The sequence below is a fragment of the Brucella lupini genome (assembly GCF_002252535.1).
Taxonomy (GTDB): Bacteria; Pseudomonadota; Alphaproteobacteria; order Rhizobiales; family Rhizobiaceae; genus Brucella; species Brucella anthropi.
Window position 1 is genome coordinate 418,780 of sequence record NZ_NNRN01000062.1, and the last position, 13,884, is coordinate 432,663.

The following is a 13,884-nucleotide window of genomic DNA, read 5'->3' on the forward strand; positions in this document are numbered from 1 at the left end:
AGTCGTCACTCCATCGGAACCAATGCCACCTGATTGCCGGCATATCGATGGAGCCGCCCTGCCAAGTCCAGTTCCAGCAGAATGAGCTGAACAGCTCCAGTATCCATACCCGTGTGACGAACGAGGGTGTCAATGTCGGTCGGTACAGGACCGAGCGCATCGATAACGATGTCTCTTTGCTCTTCCGTTGCGAACGGTTGGAGCGATTCCGGTTCTTCCAACGCTGGAGATAAAAGATCGGGCTGTGCTGGTATATTCGCCTGATAGGCGTTTGGACCGGCCAGCGGCCGGAGTGCTTCAATGACATCGTTTGCTTCGGTAACCAGTGTCGCACCTTGTTTCAGAAGCAGATTTGTGCCGCGCGCACGAGGATCAAGCGGAGAGCCAGGAACAGCGAACACGGTGCGTCCCATGTCCCCGGCCATACGCGCGCTGATAAGCGAGCCGGAACGCTCTGCTGCTTCGACGACGATCAAACCCAGCGACAAGCCTGCAATAATCCGATTGCGGCGTGGAAAATCACGCGAGCGTGGCTCTGCGCCCATTGGCATTTCGCTTATGAGCGCGCCACCTTGTTCTGGTATGGCGTGATAGAGTGGAAGGTTTTCCGGCGGATAGGGGCAGTCAAGTCCACCTGCAAGTACTGCTACGGTACCGGTTTTCATGCTTGCGCGGTGCGCAGCGGCATCAATGCCGCGGGCAAGTCCGGAAATCACAGCAAATCCTGCCTCGCCAAGATCATGTGCCAGACGCTCGGTAAAACGTGCGCCAATCACCGAAGCATTACGTGAACCGACAATAGCGATGGGTGGCTTGCTGAAAATGGCTGCATTCCCCTTGATCGTAACCAAAGGGGGCGGAGCCTCACAATTCTTGAGTTGCTGTGGATAATCCGGTTCGCCCATGCCGACAAGACGGGCACCGGCGCGTTCAATAGCTTCAAGCTCGCGCTTAGCGTCGTCCATGGACGCAACGCGGATCGGACGGGCACTGCCGCCTCTGATATTGAGATCAGGTAGCATTTCTATCGCGCTTGATGCTGAGCCACAAAACAGAATCAGATCGCGAAAGGTGACAGGGCCGATATTGTCGGTTCGGATGAGGCGTAGCCAGTTAAGCCGCTGGCGATCAGAGAGGCGAATTCCAGTTTTCGAATTCGCGCTTTCCTTCATCCCTTGGCTCCGATCTTGCTCTCGGTGCCGTTTAAGAGGCGCGTAATGTTGGCCTTATGCTTGAAGATAACGATGACCGTCATGATCGCAAAGAGCACTGCGATTGCTGGATACCCCCGCGAATAGAGCGCAATGGGAACAACGATGCTGGCGATAAGTGCCGCAAGGGAGGAATAGCGCGTCAAAAGCGCCGTCACGATCCAGACGGCAGCGAAGACCAATGCTCCGGGCCATGCAAGCCCGATGAGGACGCCCAGATAGGTGGCGACGCCTTTGCCACCCTTGAAGCCGATCCATACTGGAAAGAGATGCCCGATAAAGGCACCGAAGCCTGCGCCAATAGCGGCGTCCGGGCCGTAGCGTGAAGCGACGAGAACGGCGACCGTACCTTTCAGCATGTCAAAAATCAGCGTCGCAGCGGCAAGCTTCTTGTTACCGGTACGCAGCACGTTCGTCGCGCCGATATTGCCCGAGCCGATGGACCGGACGTCGCCCAATCCCGCAAGCCGGGTCAGGATCAAACCAAATGGAATGGAGCCAAGAAAATAGCCGAAGACGAGCGCCCCTATGAGCGTCAAGCTAAGGAATCCCGGTTCGGCCATGAACGTCCCCTTGTTTCTTGATTCCGCCTACCCGGAATTTTCGAATGATTGTTCCGGGTTATGCGGTGTTTTTCAAGCCGAGTAAACGGTCTTGCCAGCCACTAAGGTGTGGACGACGCGACCTTGAAAGCGAGCACTTTCAAAGCAACTGTTCTTGGATAGCGAGTGCAGATCTTCTTCACGTACGATCCAAGGCTCATCCAGATCGACAATGGCAAGATCTGCCTTGGCGCCTGGCTTTAGCGTACCAGCATCAAGGCCGAAAATACGTGCTGGAGCTGTTGATAGCACTTCAACCAGCCGCAGCAGCGGAATGCTGTCATTGTGATAGAGACGAAGTGCGGCCCCCAGCAATGTTTCAAGGCCGATGGCACCGGCTTCGGCATCAGCAAAGGGCAGGCGTTTGGTATCGACATCCTGCGGATCATGAGCCGAAACGACAATATCGATGGTGCCGTTCTTCACGGCTTCGACCATAGCAAGGCGATCCTGTTCTCCGCGCAAAGGTGGCGAAAGTCGGAAAAACGTGCGGAATTCACCAATGTCGTTTTCATTGAGCGACAAATGGTTGATCGATACGCCTGCCGTTACTTTCGCGCCGAGATCCTTGGCGCGGCGCACGGCTTCCGCCGACATTGCGCAGGAAAGCTGTGCGGCATGATAGTTGCTGTTGGTTAGCGCTGCTAGACGCAGGTCGCGTTCCAGCGGAATCACCTCCGCTTCACGCGGACTCCCGGAAAGACCGAGCCAGCTTGCAAATAGGCCTTCGTTCATCACGCCATTCGCACCAAGGAACGGATCGCGCGTTTCGCAGGCAATCACGGCATTGAAATCGCGGGCGTAGGTCAGAGCGCGCCGCATGAGCTGGGTATTGGCGATTGTCTGCCTGCCTTCCGTGAAGGCAACAGCACCGGCATCGCGCAGCAGACCGATTTCGGTCATTTCCTCGCCGCGCAGACCTTTGGTGATCGCCGCAGCCGGGTGCACATTGACAACAGCCGTGTCACGCGCCGTGCGTTTGACAAATTCCACCAGAGCCACGTCATCGATCACCGGATCGGTGTCGGGCATCATGATGATTGAGGTTACACCACCAGCGGCTGCCGCGCGGCTTGCCGAGGCGATGGTTTCGCGATGTTCAGCGCCGGGCTCACCGACGAAGACGCGGGCATCCACGAGGCCAGGCAATACTGCCTTGCCATTCAGGTCGATGATTTCTGCACCTTCCGGTGCGCCCTGATTGCGGGCATCCGCTCCGGCGGCAACAATCTTGCCATCGCGGATCAGAACGCTGCCGGTTTCATCGAGACCGCGCGACGGATCGATGATGCGCGCGTTTTCAAACAGGATCGCGCTCATGCTGCTTCTCCGTTACTGGGATTACGGCGCGGATCGAGCAGGGCTTCCATCACGGCCATACGCACGGCGACGCCCATTTCTACCTGTTGCTGGATCACGCTCTGCGGTCCGTCGGCAACGTCGGATGCGATCTCGACGCCGCGATTCATCGGACCGGGATGCATGACGAGCGCGTCAGGTTTGGCAACTTTGAGCTTCTCTTTATCCAGACCGTAGAAGCGGAAATATTCGCGTACCGAAGGCACGAAGGAGCCGGCCATGCGCTCACGCTGAAGGCGCAGCATCATGACCACATCGGCATCTTTCAAGCCTTCTTCCATCGAATTGAAGACTTCGACGCTCATATCGGCCATGCCGGAAGGCAGAAGCGTGGACGGCGCGACGACACGCACCCTTGCGCCAAGCGCGTTGAGAAGGAGAATGTTGGAGCGTGCGACGCGGGAATGCAGCACATCGCCGCAAATGGCGACAATCAGGTTTTCGATTCCGCCCTTGGCGCGACGAATGGTCAGCGCATCGAGAAGTGCTTGGGTGGGGTGTTCGTGCGCGCCGTCACCGGCGTTGACCACCGAACAGCCGACTTTCTGCGCGAGCAGGGCAGCCGCGCCCGCCGAAGCGTGACGGATAACCAATATGTCCGGCTGCATGGCGTTCAGCGTCATCGCTGTATCGATGAGCGTTTCGCCTTTCTTGACCGACGAGTTGCCGACAGACATATTCATGACGTCGGCACCGAGCCGTTTTCCGGCCAGCTCAAACGACGATTGCGTTCGTGTCGATGCTTCGAAGAAGAGATTGATTTGCGTGCGACCGCGAAGCACGGACTTTTTCTTCTCTGGCTGTCTGGAGACAGCGATTTCCTGATCGGCGAGATCAAGAAGGCAGAGAATGTCCAGGGGCGAAAGCCCCTTGATGCCCAGCAGGTGGCGGTGAGGGAAAAGCGGAGGGACCGTTTGATTTGTCATGGCAAGTCACCCGTATAGGACCATGAGGCAGGTCCCGCAACCGTCCTTATAATGGCTTCAGGCGATTCACCAAGAAAAACCTGTGCTGTTCTGACGACAAATTGTGTTCGGGATGGCAAAATTTTAGCAAATGCAATGCAAGAAACCTAAATTAAATTGAATCGCACAATACGGAACGAGCTTTTGAAAACGCACGACGTTACCAACCAGACGCCACCCATGACGGGCAACAATGCCTATCTGGGCGATCCGCTCTTGATGCAGATTGCGGCGGGATTCCCGAAGGAACTGCATGCCGATCTGGAACAGACGGGCCGTTTTGTGTCGTCGGCTGAAGCGCAGGACCTTGCGCGTCTCGCCAATACCGAACTGCCAAAATTGCGCACGCATGACAGGCAGGGCAACCGTATCGACCTTGTTGAGTATCATCCTGCCTATCATGCGCTGATGCGCCGTTCCATCGCGGCAGGCCTGCATTGCTCGATCTGGGAAGGCAATCCGCTCGAAAGCGGCCGCCGTCATCAGGCGCGTGCATCGCGCTTTTTCCTGACCGCACAGCTCGAGGCGGGACATCTCTGCCCGCTTACCATGACCAGCGCGTCGCTCGCAGCACTTATGGCATCGCCGGAAATCTATAAGGAATGGTCGCCGGTCATCCTGTCGCGCAGATACGATTTTTCGCAGAAACCTGCTTTTGCCAAGCAGGGCATTACGCTTGGCATGGGCATGACCGAAAAGCAGGGCGGAACCGATGTGCGCGCCAATACGACGCGCGCGACACGCGATGACGATGGCACCTATGCCATAACCGGCCACAAGTGGTTCATGTCCGCACCAATGTCGGATGCTTTTCTGACGCTCGCGCAGGCGGAAGAAGGCCTTTCCTGTTTTCTGCTCCCGCGCCTGACTTCAGAGGGAAGCGGAAATGGGTTCTTTTTCCAGCGACTGAAAGACAAGCTCGGCAATAAGTCCAACGCTTCGTCGGAGGTTGAATTCGATGGTGCCATCGGTCATCTGATCGGTAATCCCGGTGAAGGCGTCAAAACGATCATGGATATGGTCACGCTGACACGGCTCGATTGCGCTATCGCGTCGGCCGGACTGATGCGTTCAGGCCTCGCCGAAGCCGTGCACCATAGCCGTTATCGTCAGGTATTCGGCAAGGCTCTTGTCGAGCAGCCATTGATGCAGCGCGTTCTTGCCGACATGGCGCTCGATGTTGCCGGTGCGACTGCACTTTCCATGCGGCTGGCACGCGCTTTCGATATGGCTGCCAGTGATCGTGCCGAGGCGGCTTTTGCCCGTTGCATGACGCCAGTGGTGAAATACTGGGTTTGCAAGATCGCACCTGCATTACTCTATGAAGCAATGGAGTGTCTTGGCGGCAACGGTTACATCGAAGAAGGCAATCTCGCACGCGCCTATCGCGAAGCGCCGGTCAATGCGATCTGGGAGGGTTCCGGCAATGTCATGGCACTGGACGTGGCACGTGTGCTGTCGCGCGCACCGGGGCTTTTCGATGAAGTGCTGGAGTGGATCGGCGGGCAGCTTGGTCCGCGTGGACAGGGGACACTTGATGTGCTGCGTGCTGCATTGCAGCTGACCGAAACCGATCCGGGTGTCGCACGCCTTCTAACCGAGCAACTGGCCTATGCTGCTGCAGCAGCAGAATTGCGTCAGATTGGGGCCGACAATGTGGCTGATGCGTTCATCGAGACCCGTCTTGGCGGCCAGTGGCGTTCGACCTATGGCATGCTGGATGCGCGCCACAATGCGGAACGGATTCTGGATCAGCTTTATCCGGCGTCGTAATCGTCGGATGCCGACCGCCTGATACTGTGCAGGCGGTCGAGTGCGCCTTGAAGAATGAAGGATGCCGCAGCCGAATCGATCCGATCGGCCCGCTTGCCGCGTGAGACGTCCATACCGATCAGTGCCCGTTCGGCAGCGACCGTCGACAGGCGCTCGTCCCAGAATACGAAGGGCAGGTCGGTCAACGGCTGCATGGTGCGCACAAATGCCCGTGTGGCCTGAACGCGGGGACCGGATGTTCCGTCCATATTCATAGGCAAACCGATGACGATAACGCCGACCTTGTCGGCGTCGAGTGCCTTCAAAAGCACCTGTGCGTCGATGGAAAATTTCACCCGTTTGATGACGGGACGTGGATGCGCGAAGGAAAGACCGAGATCAGACACCGCAAGGCCGATGGTCTTGGTTCCCAGATCCAGTCCGGCAATGGTCTGCCCGGACTGAAGCAGCGCCGGAATTTCCTCGATTTCAACGACAGCCATTGGTCCTCATCGGATTTTGAAGTGGTTTCATATTGCCTTCAACTTTATCGGCGTCATATCTGTTCGCAAACCGGAAATCGAGCCGGAAACAGAGATTGAGGAGAGACTTTATGAAACTAACATGGCTTGGCCACGCCGCTTTCCGCATTGAAACGGCAAAGGCTGTTATTCTCATCGATCCGTTTCTGAACGGAAATCCCGGTGCAAAGGGCATCGACTTCAAGGAGGCGACCAAGGGCGTAACCCATATAGCGCTGACCCATGGTCATGGCGACCATGTGGGCGATACGGTTGCCATCGCCAGGGAGCATGGCGCGATTGTGATTGCCAATGCCGATCTTGCAAGCTGGCTTGGCAGTCAGGGTGTGGAAAAGCTCGATCCTGGCAATACGGGTGGCACGGTGACGCATGACGGTTTCACCATTACCTTCGTCAATGCACTTCATTCCTCGGCAATGCTGACGGAAAACGGTGTCTCGCAGGCGCTGGGCAATCCGAATGGTCTGGTATTCCATTTCGAAGATGCACCGACGCTCTATCATATGGGTGACACGGATATCTTCTCGGATATGGGGCTTATCAATGAGCTTCATCAGCCTGAGATCGGCATCGTTCCCATTGGTGACCGCTTCACGATGGGTGGCGCGGTCGCAGCTCTCGCCTGCCAGCGCTATTTCAACTTCAAAACCGTGCTGCCATGCCATTACGCCTCATTTCCGATCATCGACCAGACGGCGGACAAGTTCTTGGCCGGAATGGCAGATCATCGGGAAACGAAGGTTATTGCTGATCCAGCTGGCACCGTTCATTCGTTCTGACTTTGGATTTGAAGCGCAAGAAATGTTGCGCTTCAACAATCGCGCCGTTATAGCCGGTAGGAAAACTTTTCAGGGTGGCGGTTCGCCGCCCAATCTAGCATTTGCGGAGAACAGGATGTCCGTCGATATTTCTACCGTCAAGCGCGTCGCGCATCTGGCGCGCATTGCCGTCAATGACGACGATGCCGAACGCATGACTGGCGAACTCAATGCTATTCTGGGCTTTGTCGAGCAACTGAACGAAGTCAATGTCGATGGTATCGAGCCTATGACTTCTGTTACGCCGATGGACATGCGCATGCGCCAGGACAAGGTAACGGATGGCGGTATTGCTGCTGCAGTGGTGGCCAACGCACCGGTTACGGAAGACAATTTCTTCGTCGTACCAAAGGTCGTGGAGTAGGTTATGGCCATACGGGTTTCAGTCGAGACCCCTTTGCAGGATGATGTGTGCGCACTGGTCGAGGGCCTGAATGCGCATCTTCTGCCGCTGTCACCGCTGGAATTCCAGTTCAAGATGACAGTTGAGCAGATGGCGGGGCCAGATACGACGGTTTTTGTGGCGCGCGATGAAGACGGCAAGGCAGTCGGCTGCGGTGCCTTGAAGATGCACGAAGATGGCGTCGGTGAGGTGAAGCGTATGTTCACACTTCCGGAAGTGCGCGGAAAGCGCGTTGGTTCGGTTCTGGTGGATGCGATTGTCGATCAGGCGAGGGCCAAGGGCATTTCCCGCCTTGTACTCGAAACGGGCACGGGCCCCGGTTTTGCCGGTGCATGGCGGCTTTATGAGAATTCAGGTTTTACGCGCTGCGGTGTGGTTCTGGACTATCCGGATTCCGAATACAGCGCCTTTTTTGAAAAGCGTCTCGTTGAGGCGCACTGACAGGATTTGACGATGAGCGAACTGACCGCACTGACCATTGCTGAGGCGCGCGACAAGCTGAAGGCCAAAGCCATCACCGCGACCGAACTCACCGACGCCTATCTTTCCGCTATCGATTCCGCGAATGAAACCATCAACGCCTACGTGAAAGTGACTCACGATCAGGCGCGCTCGATGGCCAAGGCTTCGGATGAGCGTATTGCCAAGGGTGAAGCGGGTGCATTGGAAGGCATTCCGCTCGGCGTGAAGGACCTGTTTGCCACCAAGGGCGTACATACGCAGGCCTGCTCCCACATTCTTGACGGTTTTAAGCCGGAATATGAATCGACCGTCACAGCCAATCTGTGGGCTGATGGTGCGGTTATGCTCGGCAAACTCAACATGGATGAGTTCGCCATGGGCTCGTCCAACGAAACCTCCTATTACGGTTCGGTCAAAAATCCGTGGCGCGCCAATGGCTCCAATGCCGACTTGGTGCCGGGCGGTTCGTCGGGCGGTTCGGCTGCCGCTGTCGCCGCACAGCTTTGTGCTGGCGCGACCGCAACCGATACGGGCGGCTCGATCCGTCAGCCCGCAGCTTTCACGGGCACGGTTGGAATCAAGCCGACCTATGGCCGCGTTTCGCGCTGGGGCACGGTTGCCTTCGCTTCGTCACTCGATCAGGCAGGACCGATTGCTCGTGACGTGCGTGATGCCGCTATCCTGTTGAAATCCATGGCTTCGCTTGATCTCAAGGATACAACATCGGTCGATCTGCCTATTCCGGATTATGAGGCTGCTATCGGCAAGTCACTCAAGGGCATGAAGATTGGTATTCCGAAGGAATATCGCGTTGACGGCATGCCGGACGAGATTGAGGAACTTTGGCAGAAGGGTATCCAGTATCTGAAGGACGCCGGTGCTGAGATCATCGATATTTCGCTGCCACACACGAAATATGCGCTGCCCGCTTATTACATCGTGGCACCGGCGGAAGCCTCTTCGAACCTCGCCCGTTATGACGGCGTGCGTTACGGTTTGCGTGTACCCGGCAAGGACATTGCCGATATGTACGAACAGACCCGCGCGGCTGGCTTCGGCAAGGAAGTAAAGCGCCGTATCATGATCGGCACTTATGTTCTGTCGGCTGGCTACTACGATGCATATTATCTGCGTGCGCAGAAGGTGCGTACGTTGATCAAGAAGGATTTTGAAGACGTATTCGCCAAGGGCGTACATGCGATCCTGACGCCAGCGACGCCATCGGCTGCCTTTGGTCTTGCCGATGAGGATCTCGCCAATGATCCGGTCAAGATGTATCTCAATGACATCTTCACGGTAACAGTCAACATGGCCGGTCTGCCGGGCATTGCCGTGCCGGCCGGTATCAATGACAAAGGCTTGCCGCTTGGCCTTCAGCTGATCGGGCGTCCGTTCGAGGAAGAGACTTTGTTCCAGGCAGCGCATGCCATTGAGCAGGCTGCCGGACGGTTTACTCCGGCAAAGTGGTGGTAAAAACCGAACTTCTTATTCGCCGGGGTTTCCCCGGCGAATTTGTTTCTATGGCTGCATTAGCGGTCAGGGCCTGGCGGATAGCAGCGCGCGATATTGAACTGACCACTGAGCGGCAGGAAGTGCTGGAAGCCAGGTTCCAGCGCGATCTCCAAGAAATTGCGGACGGTGTTCTGACTGCCGAAAAGGCAGGAATACTAGCAGGCTGGGGTGCCAGGGTGCCCCAAAGCAATTACATTTCCGATTTATGGGTCGATCCGCCGCATCACGGGCAGGGGATTGGCAGACAGATTCTTGATGCCCTGATGGCGCAAATTCTGCTTGATGGTTTTGACGAAGCACTGATCGGCACCCATGCGGATAATCTTCCCGCGATCAATCTTTACAAAAAGGCTGGTTTCCGGATCGACAGGCAAGGAGATGAGTGGTCGGAAAGTTTCGGAAAAACCGTCGAGAAAGTCAGGATGCGCGCTGATCTTTGAAGGCCTGCTTACCGCAACCGTTGCCGAATGCTCTATCGCGCCTATCCTTCCTTGGAGTGGACAACATCAGGAGGAGGGCAAGCGATGTGGATCATGTTGACGGAAGTGAACGGCGAAAAGCTCGCGGTGAATTTCAATCATGTTCTTTCTTATAACGCTTATGGAACCGGCACGCGCATTGTGACACTGAGTACGGATCAGACCTTCTTTGTCAAAGAATCGATTGAGGAGATTGAAGCCAAGCTCGGCATTGATGTGAAAGCCTGAAGCTTTCTTTTATCAGTAGCTTAACCAGCTTTATTGAAAAAGAAAATGAACGGCGTCGCGCTTGCGAACTGCCGTTCATCTGGTCTGCATTTTCAGACACATTTCGTGGTTCGCTGAAAATGCTCCATCTTCGTGTGTTAACGCGCATCTCGTGCCGAAAACTGGTCCTACTTTTCAGGATGCGCTTTAGATATCCAGTTCTTCGACAAAAGCCGCACGATCCTGAATGAAGCGGAAACGGGCTTCCGGTTTGGTGCCCATCAGTTCATCGACAGTGTTGCGGGTTTCATCGATATATTCTTCATCCACCTGCACGCGCAGCAGAGTACGCTTCTTGGGGTCCATGGTGGTTTCCTTGAGCTGTTCGGCGCGCATTTCGCCGAGGCCTTTGAAGCGACCGATTTCCACTTTACCACGCCCGGTAAACACGGTGCGTAGAAGCTCGTCCTTATGTGCTTCATCACGCGCATAAGCGACCTTTCCGCCCTGGCTCAGGCGGAAAAGCGGAGGAACTGCCAGATAGAGATGGCCGTTGCGGATCAGGTCGGGCATTTCCTGATAGAAGAATGTGATGAGCAGCGATGCGATATGTGCGCCATCGACGTCGGCATCGGTCATGACGATGACGCGATCATAGCGCAGATCGTCTTCTCGATAATTCTTGCGCGTACCACTGCCGAGTGCCTGCACAAGATCACTTATCTGCTGGTTTGCCGTTAGTTTTTCGCGTCCCGCGCTGGCAACGTTCAAAATCTTGCCGCGCAATGGCAGGATAGCCTGATTGGCGCGATTGCGCGCCTGCTTGGCTGAACCACCTGCCGAGTCACCTTCGACGATGAACAGTTCCGCTCCGGCTGCGGCATTCTGCGTGCAATCGGCAAGCTTGCCGGGCAAGCGCAGCTTGCGCGTTGCGCTTTTGCGAACTGTTTCTTTTTCCTGACGGCGACGCAAGCGCTCGTCGGCGCGGTCGATCACCCATTCCAGCAGGCGAGATGCTTCCTGCGGGGAGGCGGCAAGCCAATGGTCAAACGGATCACGGATCGCATTCTCCACGATGCGCTGTGCCTCGACCGTGGCAAGCTTGTCTTTGGTCTGTCCGACGAATTCCGGCTCGCGAATGAAAACCGACAGCATCCCTGCAGCCGACACCATCACGTCATCGGTGGTTATGATCGAAGCGCGCTTGTTGTTGGTCAGTTCCGCATAGGCTTTCAGCCCTCGCGTCAAGGCAATACGCAAACCTGCTTCATGTGTGCCACCATCGCCGGTCGGGATAGTGTTACAATAGGAGTGGACGAAACCATCCCCACCAAACCACGAAACGGCCCATTCGACGGCGCCGTGGCCACCTTGTTTCTCGGTCTTGCCCGCGAAAATCTCGCGCGTGACCTGATGTTCCTTACCAAGCGATGCCTCAAGATAGTCCTTCAGGCCACCAGGGAAGTGGAACACGGCCTTTTCAGGTGTTTCCTTCTTTGGGTCGAGCAGGGAAGGATCGCAGTTCCAGCGGATTTCAACCCCGCCAAACAGATAAGCTTTCGACCGCGCCATGCGATAAAGACGATGCGGATCGAACTGGGCTGTCTTGCCGAAAATATCAGGGTCTGGATGGAAACGGACGCGAGTACCGCGACGATTATGCACTTCGCCGAGCTCTTCCAGCCCGCCTTGCGGAATACCCCGCGAGAAACGCTGGCGATAAAGACGGCGATTGCGCGCGACTTCCACTTCCAGCATGTCAGAAAGGGCATTCACCACAGAAACACCGACGCCGTGCAGACCGCCTGACGTCTCATAGGCCTTGCCGTCGAACTTGCCGCCCGCGTGCAGTTTGGTCATGATGACTTCGAGCGTGGACCTCCCGGGAACCTGGGGATGTTCATCCACAGGAATGCCGCGTCCGTTGTCCGACACCGTAACAAACCCGTCGGCATCGAAGCTCACTTCGATGAAATTGGCATGTCCCGCGACAGCTTCGTCCATCGAGTTGTCGATGACTTCGGCAAAGAGATGATGGAGCGCCTTTTCGTCCGTGCCGCCAATATACATGCCGGGACGCAGGCGCACCGGCTCCAGACCTTCCAGAACGCGGATGGATGATGCGTTATAGTCGTCGCCTGCCGATGAAGCAGGCGGCGCCTTGGCCGTTACCGGCTTTGGAACAGAGAGCGAGGGCGCTGCCACTGGCTGCGCCACAGGTTTTTCGCTGGGTTTCTCCCCTTGGCGCCCCTGTTCTTGTTCCCGTTCTCGGGCCCGGGCATTGTTGACCACTCTCGAGAAGAGATCGTTGCTATCGTCCATCTGTTCCGAAAAGCTCTCTATCTGAATTTCAGGAGGTCTTTGCCGAGCCTGCTCGCCATCGACCGGAAAATACTGTTCGCGAATCAACTGAATGATGCCATGCGCGCTCACGAAAGGCGACTAAAGTTCGCCTTACGTTCCGTTTTCGCACGGCTTTTTCAAAGGGTTTTGTTCAGAACGGAACTGATTTGCACCAGAAAGAAGGCGAAAGTCAAACAAGCAGGACATTTCCGATCAAATTGGATGGAAACGCTGCAGTAGTTGGCATAGAGCGATAGCGGGGAATATTCAGAATACCGAGAGTTTGAAATGCAAAACAGCGCGACAAGCGGCATGGAAGCGCACGTAAAGGGCATGGCGATCATGGTGCTCTCGGTGCTTTTGCTGCCGCTGATGGATGCCATCGGCAAATGGCTCGCCATGGTGGATAATATGCCTCCTGCCACTGTCACCTTCATGCGTTTTTTCATTCAATGCTGGCTGATGTTCTTTATCCTGCTCATCGTTGGTGGTTTCGCCGCGCTGCGAACACAATATCTGGCAGGCAACCTCATTCGCGGCGCGTTGATGGGGTTTGGTGGGCTCTGCTTCTTCACGGCGGTCAAATATATGCCGCTGGCTGATGCTATGGCCGTCTTCTTCGCCGAGCCGCTTATTCTGACGCTCTTTTCGGCAATTTTCCTGAAAGAAAAAGTGGGCTGGAGAAGGTTCAGCGCGGTCGGCATCGGTCTCATCGGCACGATGATCGTGATCCAGCCGAGTTTCGAGATATTCGGTGCTGTCTCACTTCTGCCGTTGGCGACAGCTGTAACCTTTGCCATCTACCTGATCCTGAACCGAAAATACGGTGCGAAGGAAAGCCCGCTGGTCATGCAGTTCTATGCGGGTGTAGGCGGGTGGGTGCTCGCTGGCGTTGCCATGATTTTCGGAACTGCGGCAGGGCTTGGTGATCTGAGTTTCGGTCTGCCGCAAGGCATTCAGCCTTGGCTGCTTTTACTGCTTTTGGGGACGATCGGAACCGTCAGCCATTTGATGGTCGTGCAGGCGTTCAAGCTGGCACCGGCATCCATGCTGGCACCGTTCCAATATCTGGAAATAGTCAATGCGGTTCTGGTCGGCCTGATCGTGTTCGGCGATTTCCCGACACCGTCGAAATGGTGCGGCATCGCGATCATCGTCGGATCGGGCTTCTATGTTTTCATGCGCGAGCGCCGTGTGAAAGTCGACGCCGTGGCCTGAGGCAGAGCTAG

The 13,884-nt window shown here is 56.1% G+C and carries 14 protein-coding genes; 8 read left to right on the forward strand and 6 right to left on the reverse strand.

Features of this window, described 5'->3' with window-relative positions; genetic code table 11:
• Positions 1-5: 5 nt before the first annotated feature.
• The 4 genes from dprA to CES86_RS25410 all read right to left on the reverse strand — a co-directional run bounded on the left by dprA (position 6) and on the right by CES86_RS25410 (position 4,098).
• Positions 6-1,172: a DNA-processing protein DprA gene (gene dprA / locus CES86_RS25395; RefSeq protein ID WP_094515718.1), complete on the reverse strand. Its 1,167-nt coding sequence runs from the start codon at positions 1,170-1,172 to the stop codon at positions 6-8.
• Positions 1,169-1,774 carry a glycerol-3-phosphate 1-O-acyltransferase PlsY gene (gene plsY / locus CES86_RS25400; RefSeq protein WP_010658867.1) on the reverse strand — a complete coding sequence of 202 codons (606 nt, stop codon included), beginning with the start codon at positions 1,772-1,774 and terminating at the stop codon, positions 1,169-1,171. Before plsY ends, dprA begins: the two co-directional genes overlap by 4 nt.
• Before the next feature lie 72 nt (positions 1,775-1,846).
• On the reverse strand, positions 1,847-3,133 hold the full coding sequence (locus tag CES86_RS25405; protein WP_012093050.1) for a dihydroorotase: 1,287 nt from the start codon (positions 3,131-3,133) through the stop codon (positions 1,847-1,849).
• Complete coding sequence (locus CES86_RS25410; RefSeq protein WP_012093049.1) at positions 3,130-4,098, reverse strand: aspartate carbamoyltransferase catalytic subunit; 969 nt, start codon at positions 4,096-4,098, stop codon at positions 3,130-3,132. Before CES86_RS25410 ends, CES86_RS25405 begins: the two co-directional genes overlap by 4 nt.
• Before the next feature lie 183 nt (positions 4,099-4,281).
• Between CES86_RS25410 and CES86_RS25415 the strand changes: the two genes are divergently transcribed.
• Complete coding sequence (locus CES86_RS25415) at positions 4,282-5,910, forward strand: acyl-CoA dehydrogenase family protein (protein WP_094515719.1); 1,629 nt, start codon at positions 4,282-4,284, stop codon at positions 5,908-5,910.
• Here the strand turns inward: CES86_RS25415 and ruvX are convergent.
• Positions 5,895-6,392, reverse strand: coding sequence for a Holliday junction resolvase RuvX (gene ruvX / locus CES86_RS25420; RefSeq protein WP_012093047.1), 498 nt, complete (start codon positions 6,390-6,392; stop codon positions 5,895-5,897). The two genes, CES86_RS25415 and ruvX, sit on opposite strands and share 16 nt — an antisense overlap.
• Positions 6,393-6,502: 110 nt before the next feature.
• Here ruvX and CES86_RS25425 point away from each other — a divergent pair, with 110 nt between their 5' ends.
• The 6 genes from CES86_RS25425 (at position 6,503) to CES86_RS25450 (ending at position 10,333) form a co-directional block, all read left to right on the forward strand.
• Positions 6,503-7,210, forward strand: a complete 708-nt coding sequence (locus CES86_RS25425) for a metal-dependent hydrolase (RefSeq protein WP_012093046.1) — start codon at positions 6,503-6,505, stop codon at positions 7,208-7,210.
• Between the two features lie 115 nt (positions 7,211-7,325).
• Positions 7,326-7,613: an Asp-tRNA(Asn)/Glu-tRNA(Gln) amidotransferase subunit GatC gene (gatC, locus tag CES86_RS25430; protein ID WP_010658861.1), complete on the forward strand. Its 288-nt coding sequence runs from the start codon at positions 7,326-7,328 to the stop codon at positions 7,611-7,613.
• A 3-nt stretch (positions 7,614-7,616) separates the two neighbouring features.
• Complete coding sequence (locus tag CES86_RS25435) at positions 7,617-8,093, forward strand: GNAT family N-acetyltransferase (protein ID WP_012093045.1); 477 nt, start codon at positions 7,617-7,619, stop codon at positions 8,091-8,093.
• A 12-nt stretch (positions 8,094-8,105) separates the two neighbouring features.
• Entirely contained in the window at positions 8,106-9,587 is a 1,482-nt protein-coding gene (gene gatA, locus CES86_RS25440; RefSeq protein ID WP_010658859.1) for an Asp-tRNA(Asn)/Glu-tRNA(Gln) amidotransferase subunit GatA, read from the forward strand.
• Between the two features lie 47 nt (positions 9,588-9,634).
• Entirely contained in the window at positions 9,635-10,066 is a 432-nt protein-coding gene (locus CES86_RS25445; protein WP_181834067.1) for a GNAT family N-acetyltransferase, read from the forward strand.
• An 84-nt stretch (positions 10,067-10,150) separates the two neighbouring features.
• Complete coding sequence (locus CES86_RS25450; RefSeq protein ID WP_010658857.1) at positions 10,151-10,333, forward strand: flagellar FlbD family protein; 183 nt, start codon at positions 10,151-10,153, stop codon at positions 10,331-10,333.
• Between the two features lie 186 nt (positions 10,334-10,519).
• Here CES86_RS25450 and parE read toward each other — a convergent pair whose 3' ends face one another.
• Positions 10,520-12,634, reverse strand: a complete 2,115-nt coding sequence (gene parE / locus CES86_RS25455) for a DNA topoisomerase IV subunit B (RefSeq protein ID WP_094515833.1) — start codon at positions 12,632-12,634, stop codon at positions 10,520-10,522.
• 309 nt (positions 12,635-12,943) lie between these two features.
• Between parE and CES86_RS25460 the strand changes: the two genes are divergently transcribed.
• The gene (locus tag CES86_RS25460; RefSeq protein WP_029927321.1) at positions 12,944-13,873 is read left to right on the forward strand and encodes a DMT family transporter; all 930 of its coding nucleotides are present in this window, start codon (positions 12,944-12,946) and stop codon (positions 13,871-13,873) included.
• Positions 13,874-13,884 lie beyond the last annotated feature (11 nt).

Coding starts and splice junctions, on each gene's coding strand:
- CES86_RS25405 (WP_012093050.1), bottom strand. CDS start 3,133: ATGAGCGCGATCCTGTTTGAAAACGCGCGCATCATCGATCCGTCGCGC.
- gatC (WP_010658861.1), top strand. CDS start 7,326: ATGTCCGTCGATATTTCTACCGTCAAGCGCGTCGCGCATCTGGCGCGC.
- CES86_RS25410 (WP_012093049.1), bottom strand. CDS start 4,098: ATGACAAATCAAACGGTCCCTCCGCTTTTCCCTCACCGCCACCTGCTG.
- parE (WP_094515833.1), bottom strand. CDS start 12,634: ATGGACGATAGCAACGATCTCTTCTCGAGAGTGGTCAACAATGCCCGG.
- gatA (WP_010658859.1), top strand. CDS start 8,106: ATGAGCGAACTGACCGCACTGACCATTGCTGAGGCGCGCGACAAGCTG.
- ruvX (WP_012093047.1), bottom strand. CDS start 6,392: ATGGCTGTCGTTGAAATCGAGGAAATTCCGGCGCTGCTTCAGTCCGGG.
- CES86_RS25460 (WP_029927321.1), top strand. CDS start 12,944: ATGCAAAACAGCGCGACAAGCGGCATGGAAGCGCACGTAAAGGGCATG.
- CES86_RS25435 (WP_012093045.1), top strand. CDS start 7,617: ATGGCCATACGGGTTTCAGTCGAGACCCCTTTGCAGGATGATGTGTGC.
- CES86_RS25450 (WP_010658857.1), top strand. CDS start 10,151: ATGTGGATCATGTTGACGGAAGTGAACGGCGAAAAGCTCGCGGTGAAT.
- CES86_RS25425 (WP_012093046.1), top strand. CDS start 6,503: ATGAAACTAACATGGCTTGGCCACGCCGCTTTCCGCATTGAAACGGCA.
- plsY (WP_010658867.1), bottom strand. CDS start 1,774: ATGGCCGAACCGGGATTCCTTAGCTTGACGCTCATAGGGGCGCTCGTC.
- CES86_RS25445 (WP_181834067.1), top strand. CDS start 9,635: ATGGCTGCATTAGCGGTCAGGGCCTGGCGGATAGCAGCGCGCGATATT.
- dprA (WP_094515718.1), bottom strand. CDS start 1,172: ATGAAGGAAAGCGCGAATTCGAAAACTGGAATTCGCCTCTCTGATCGC.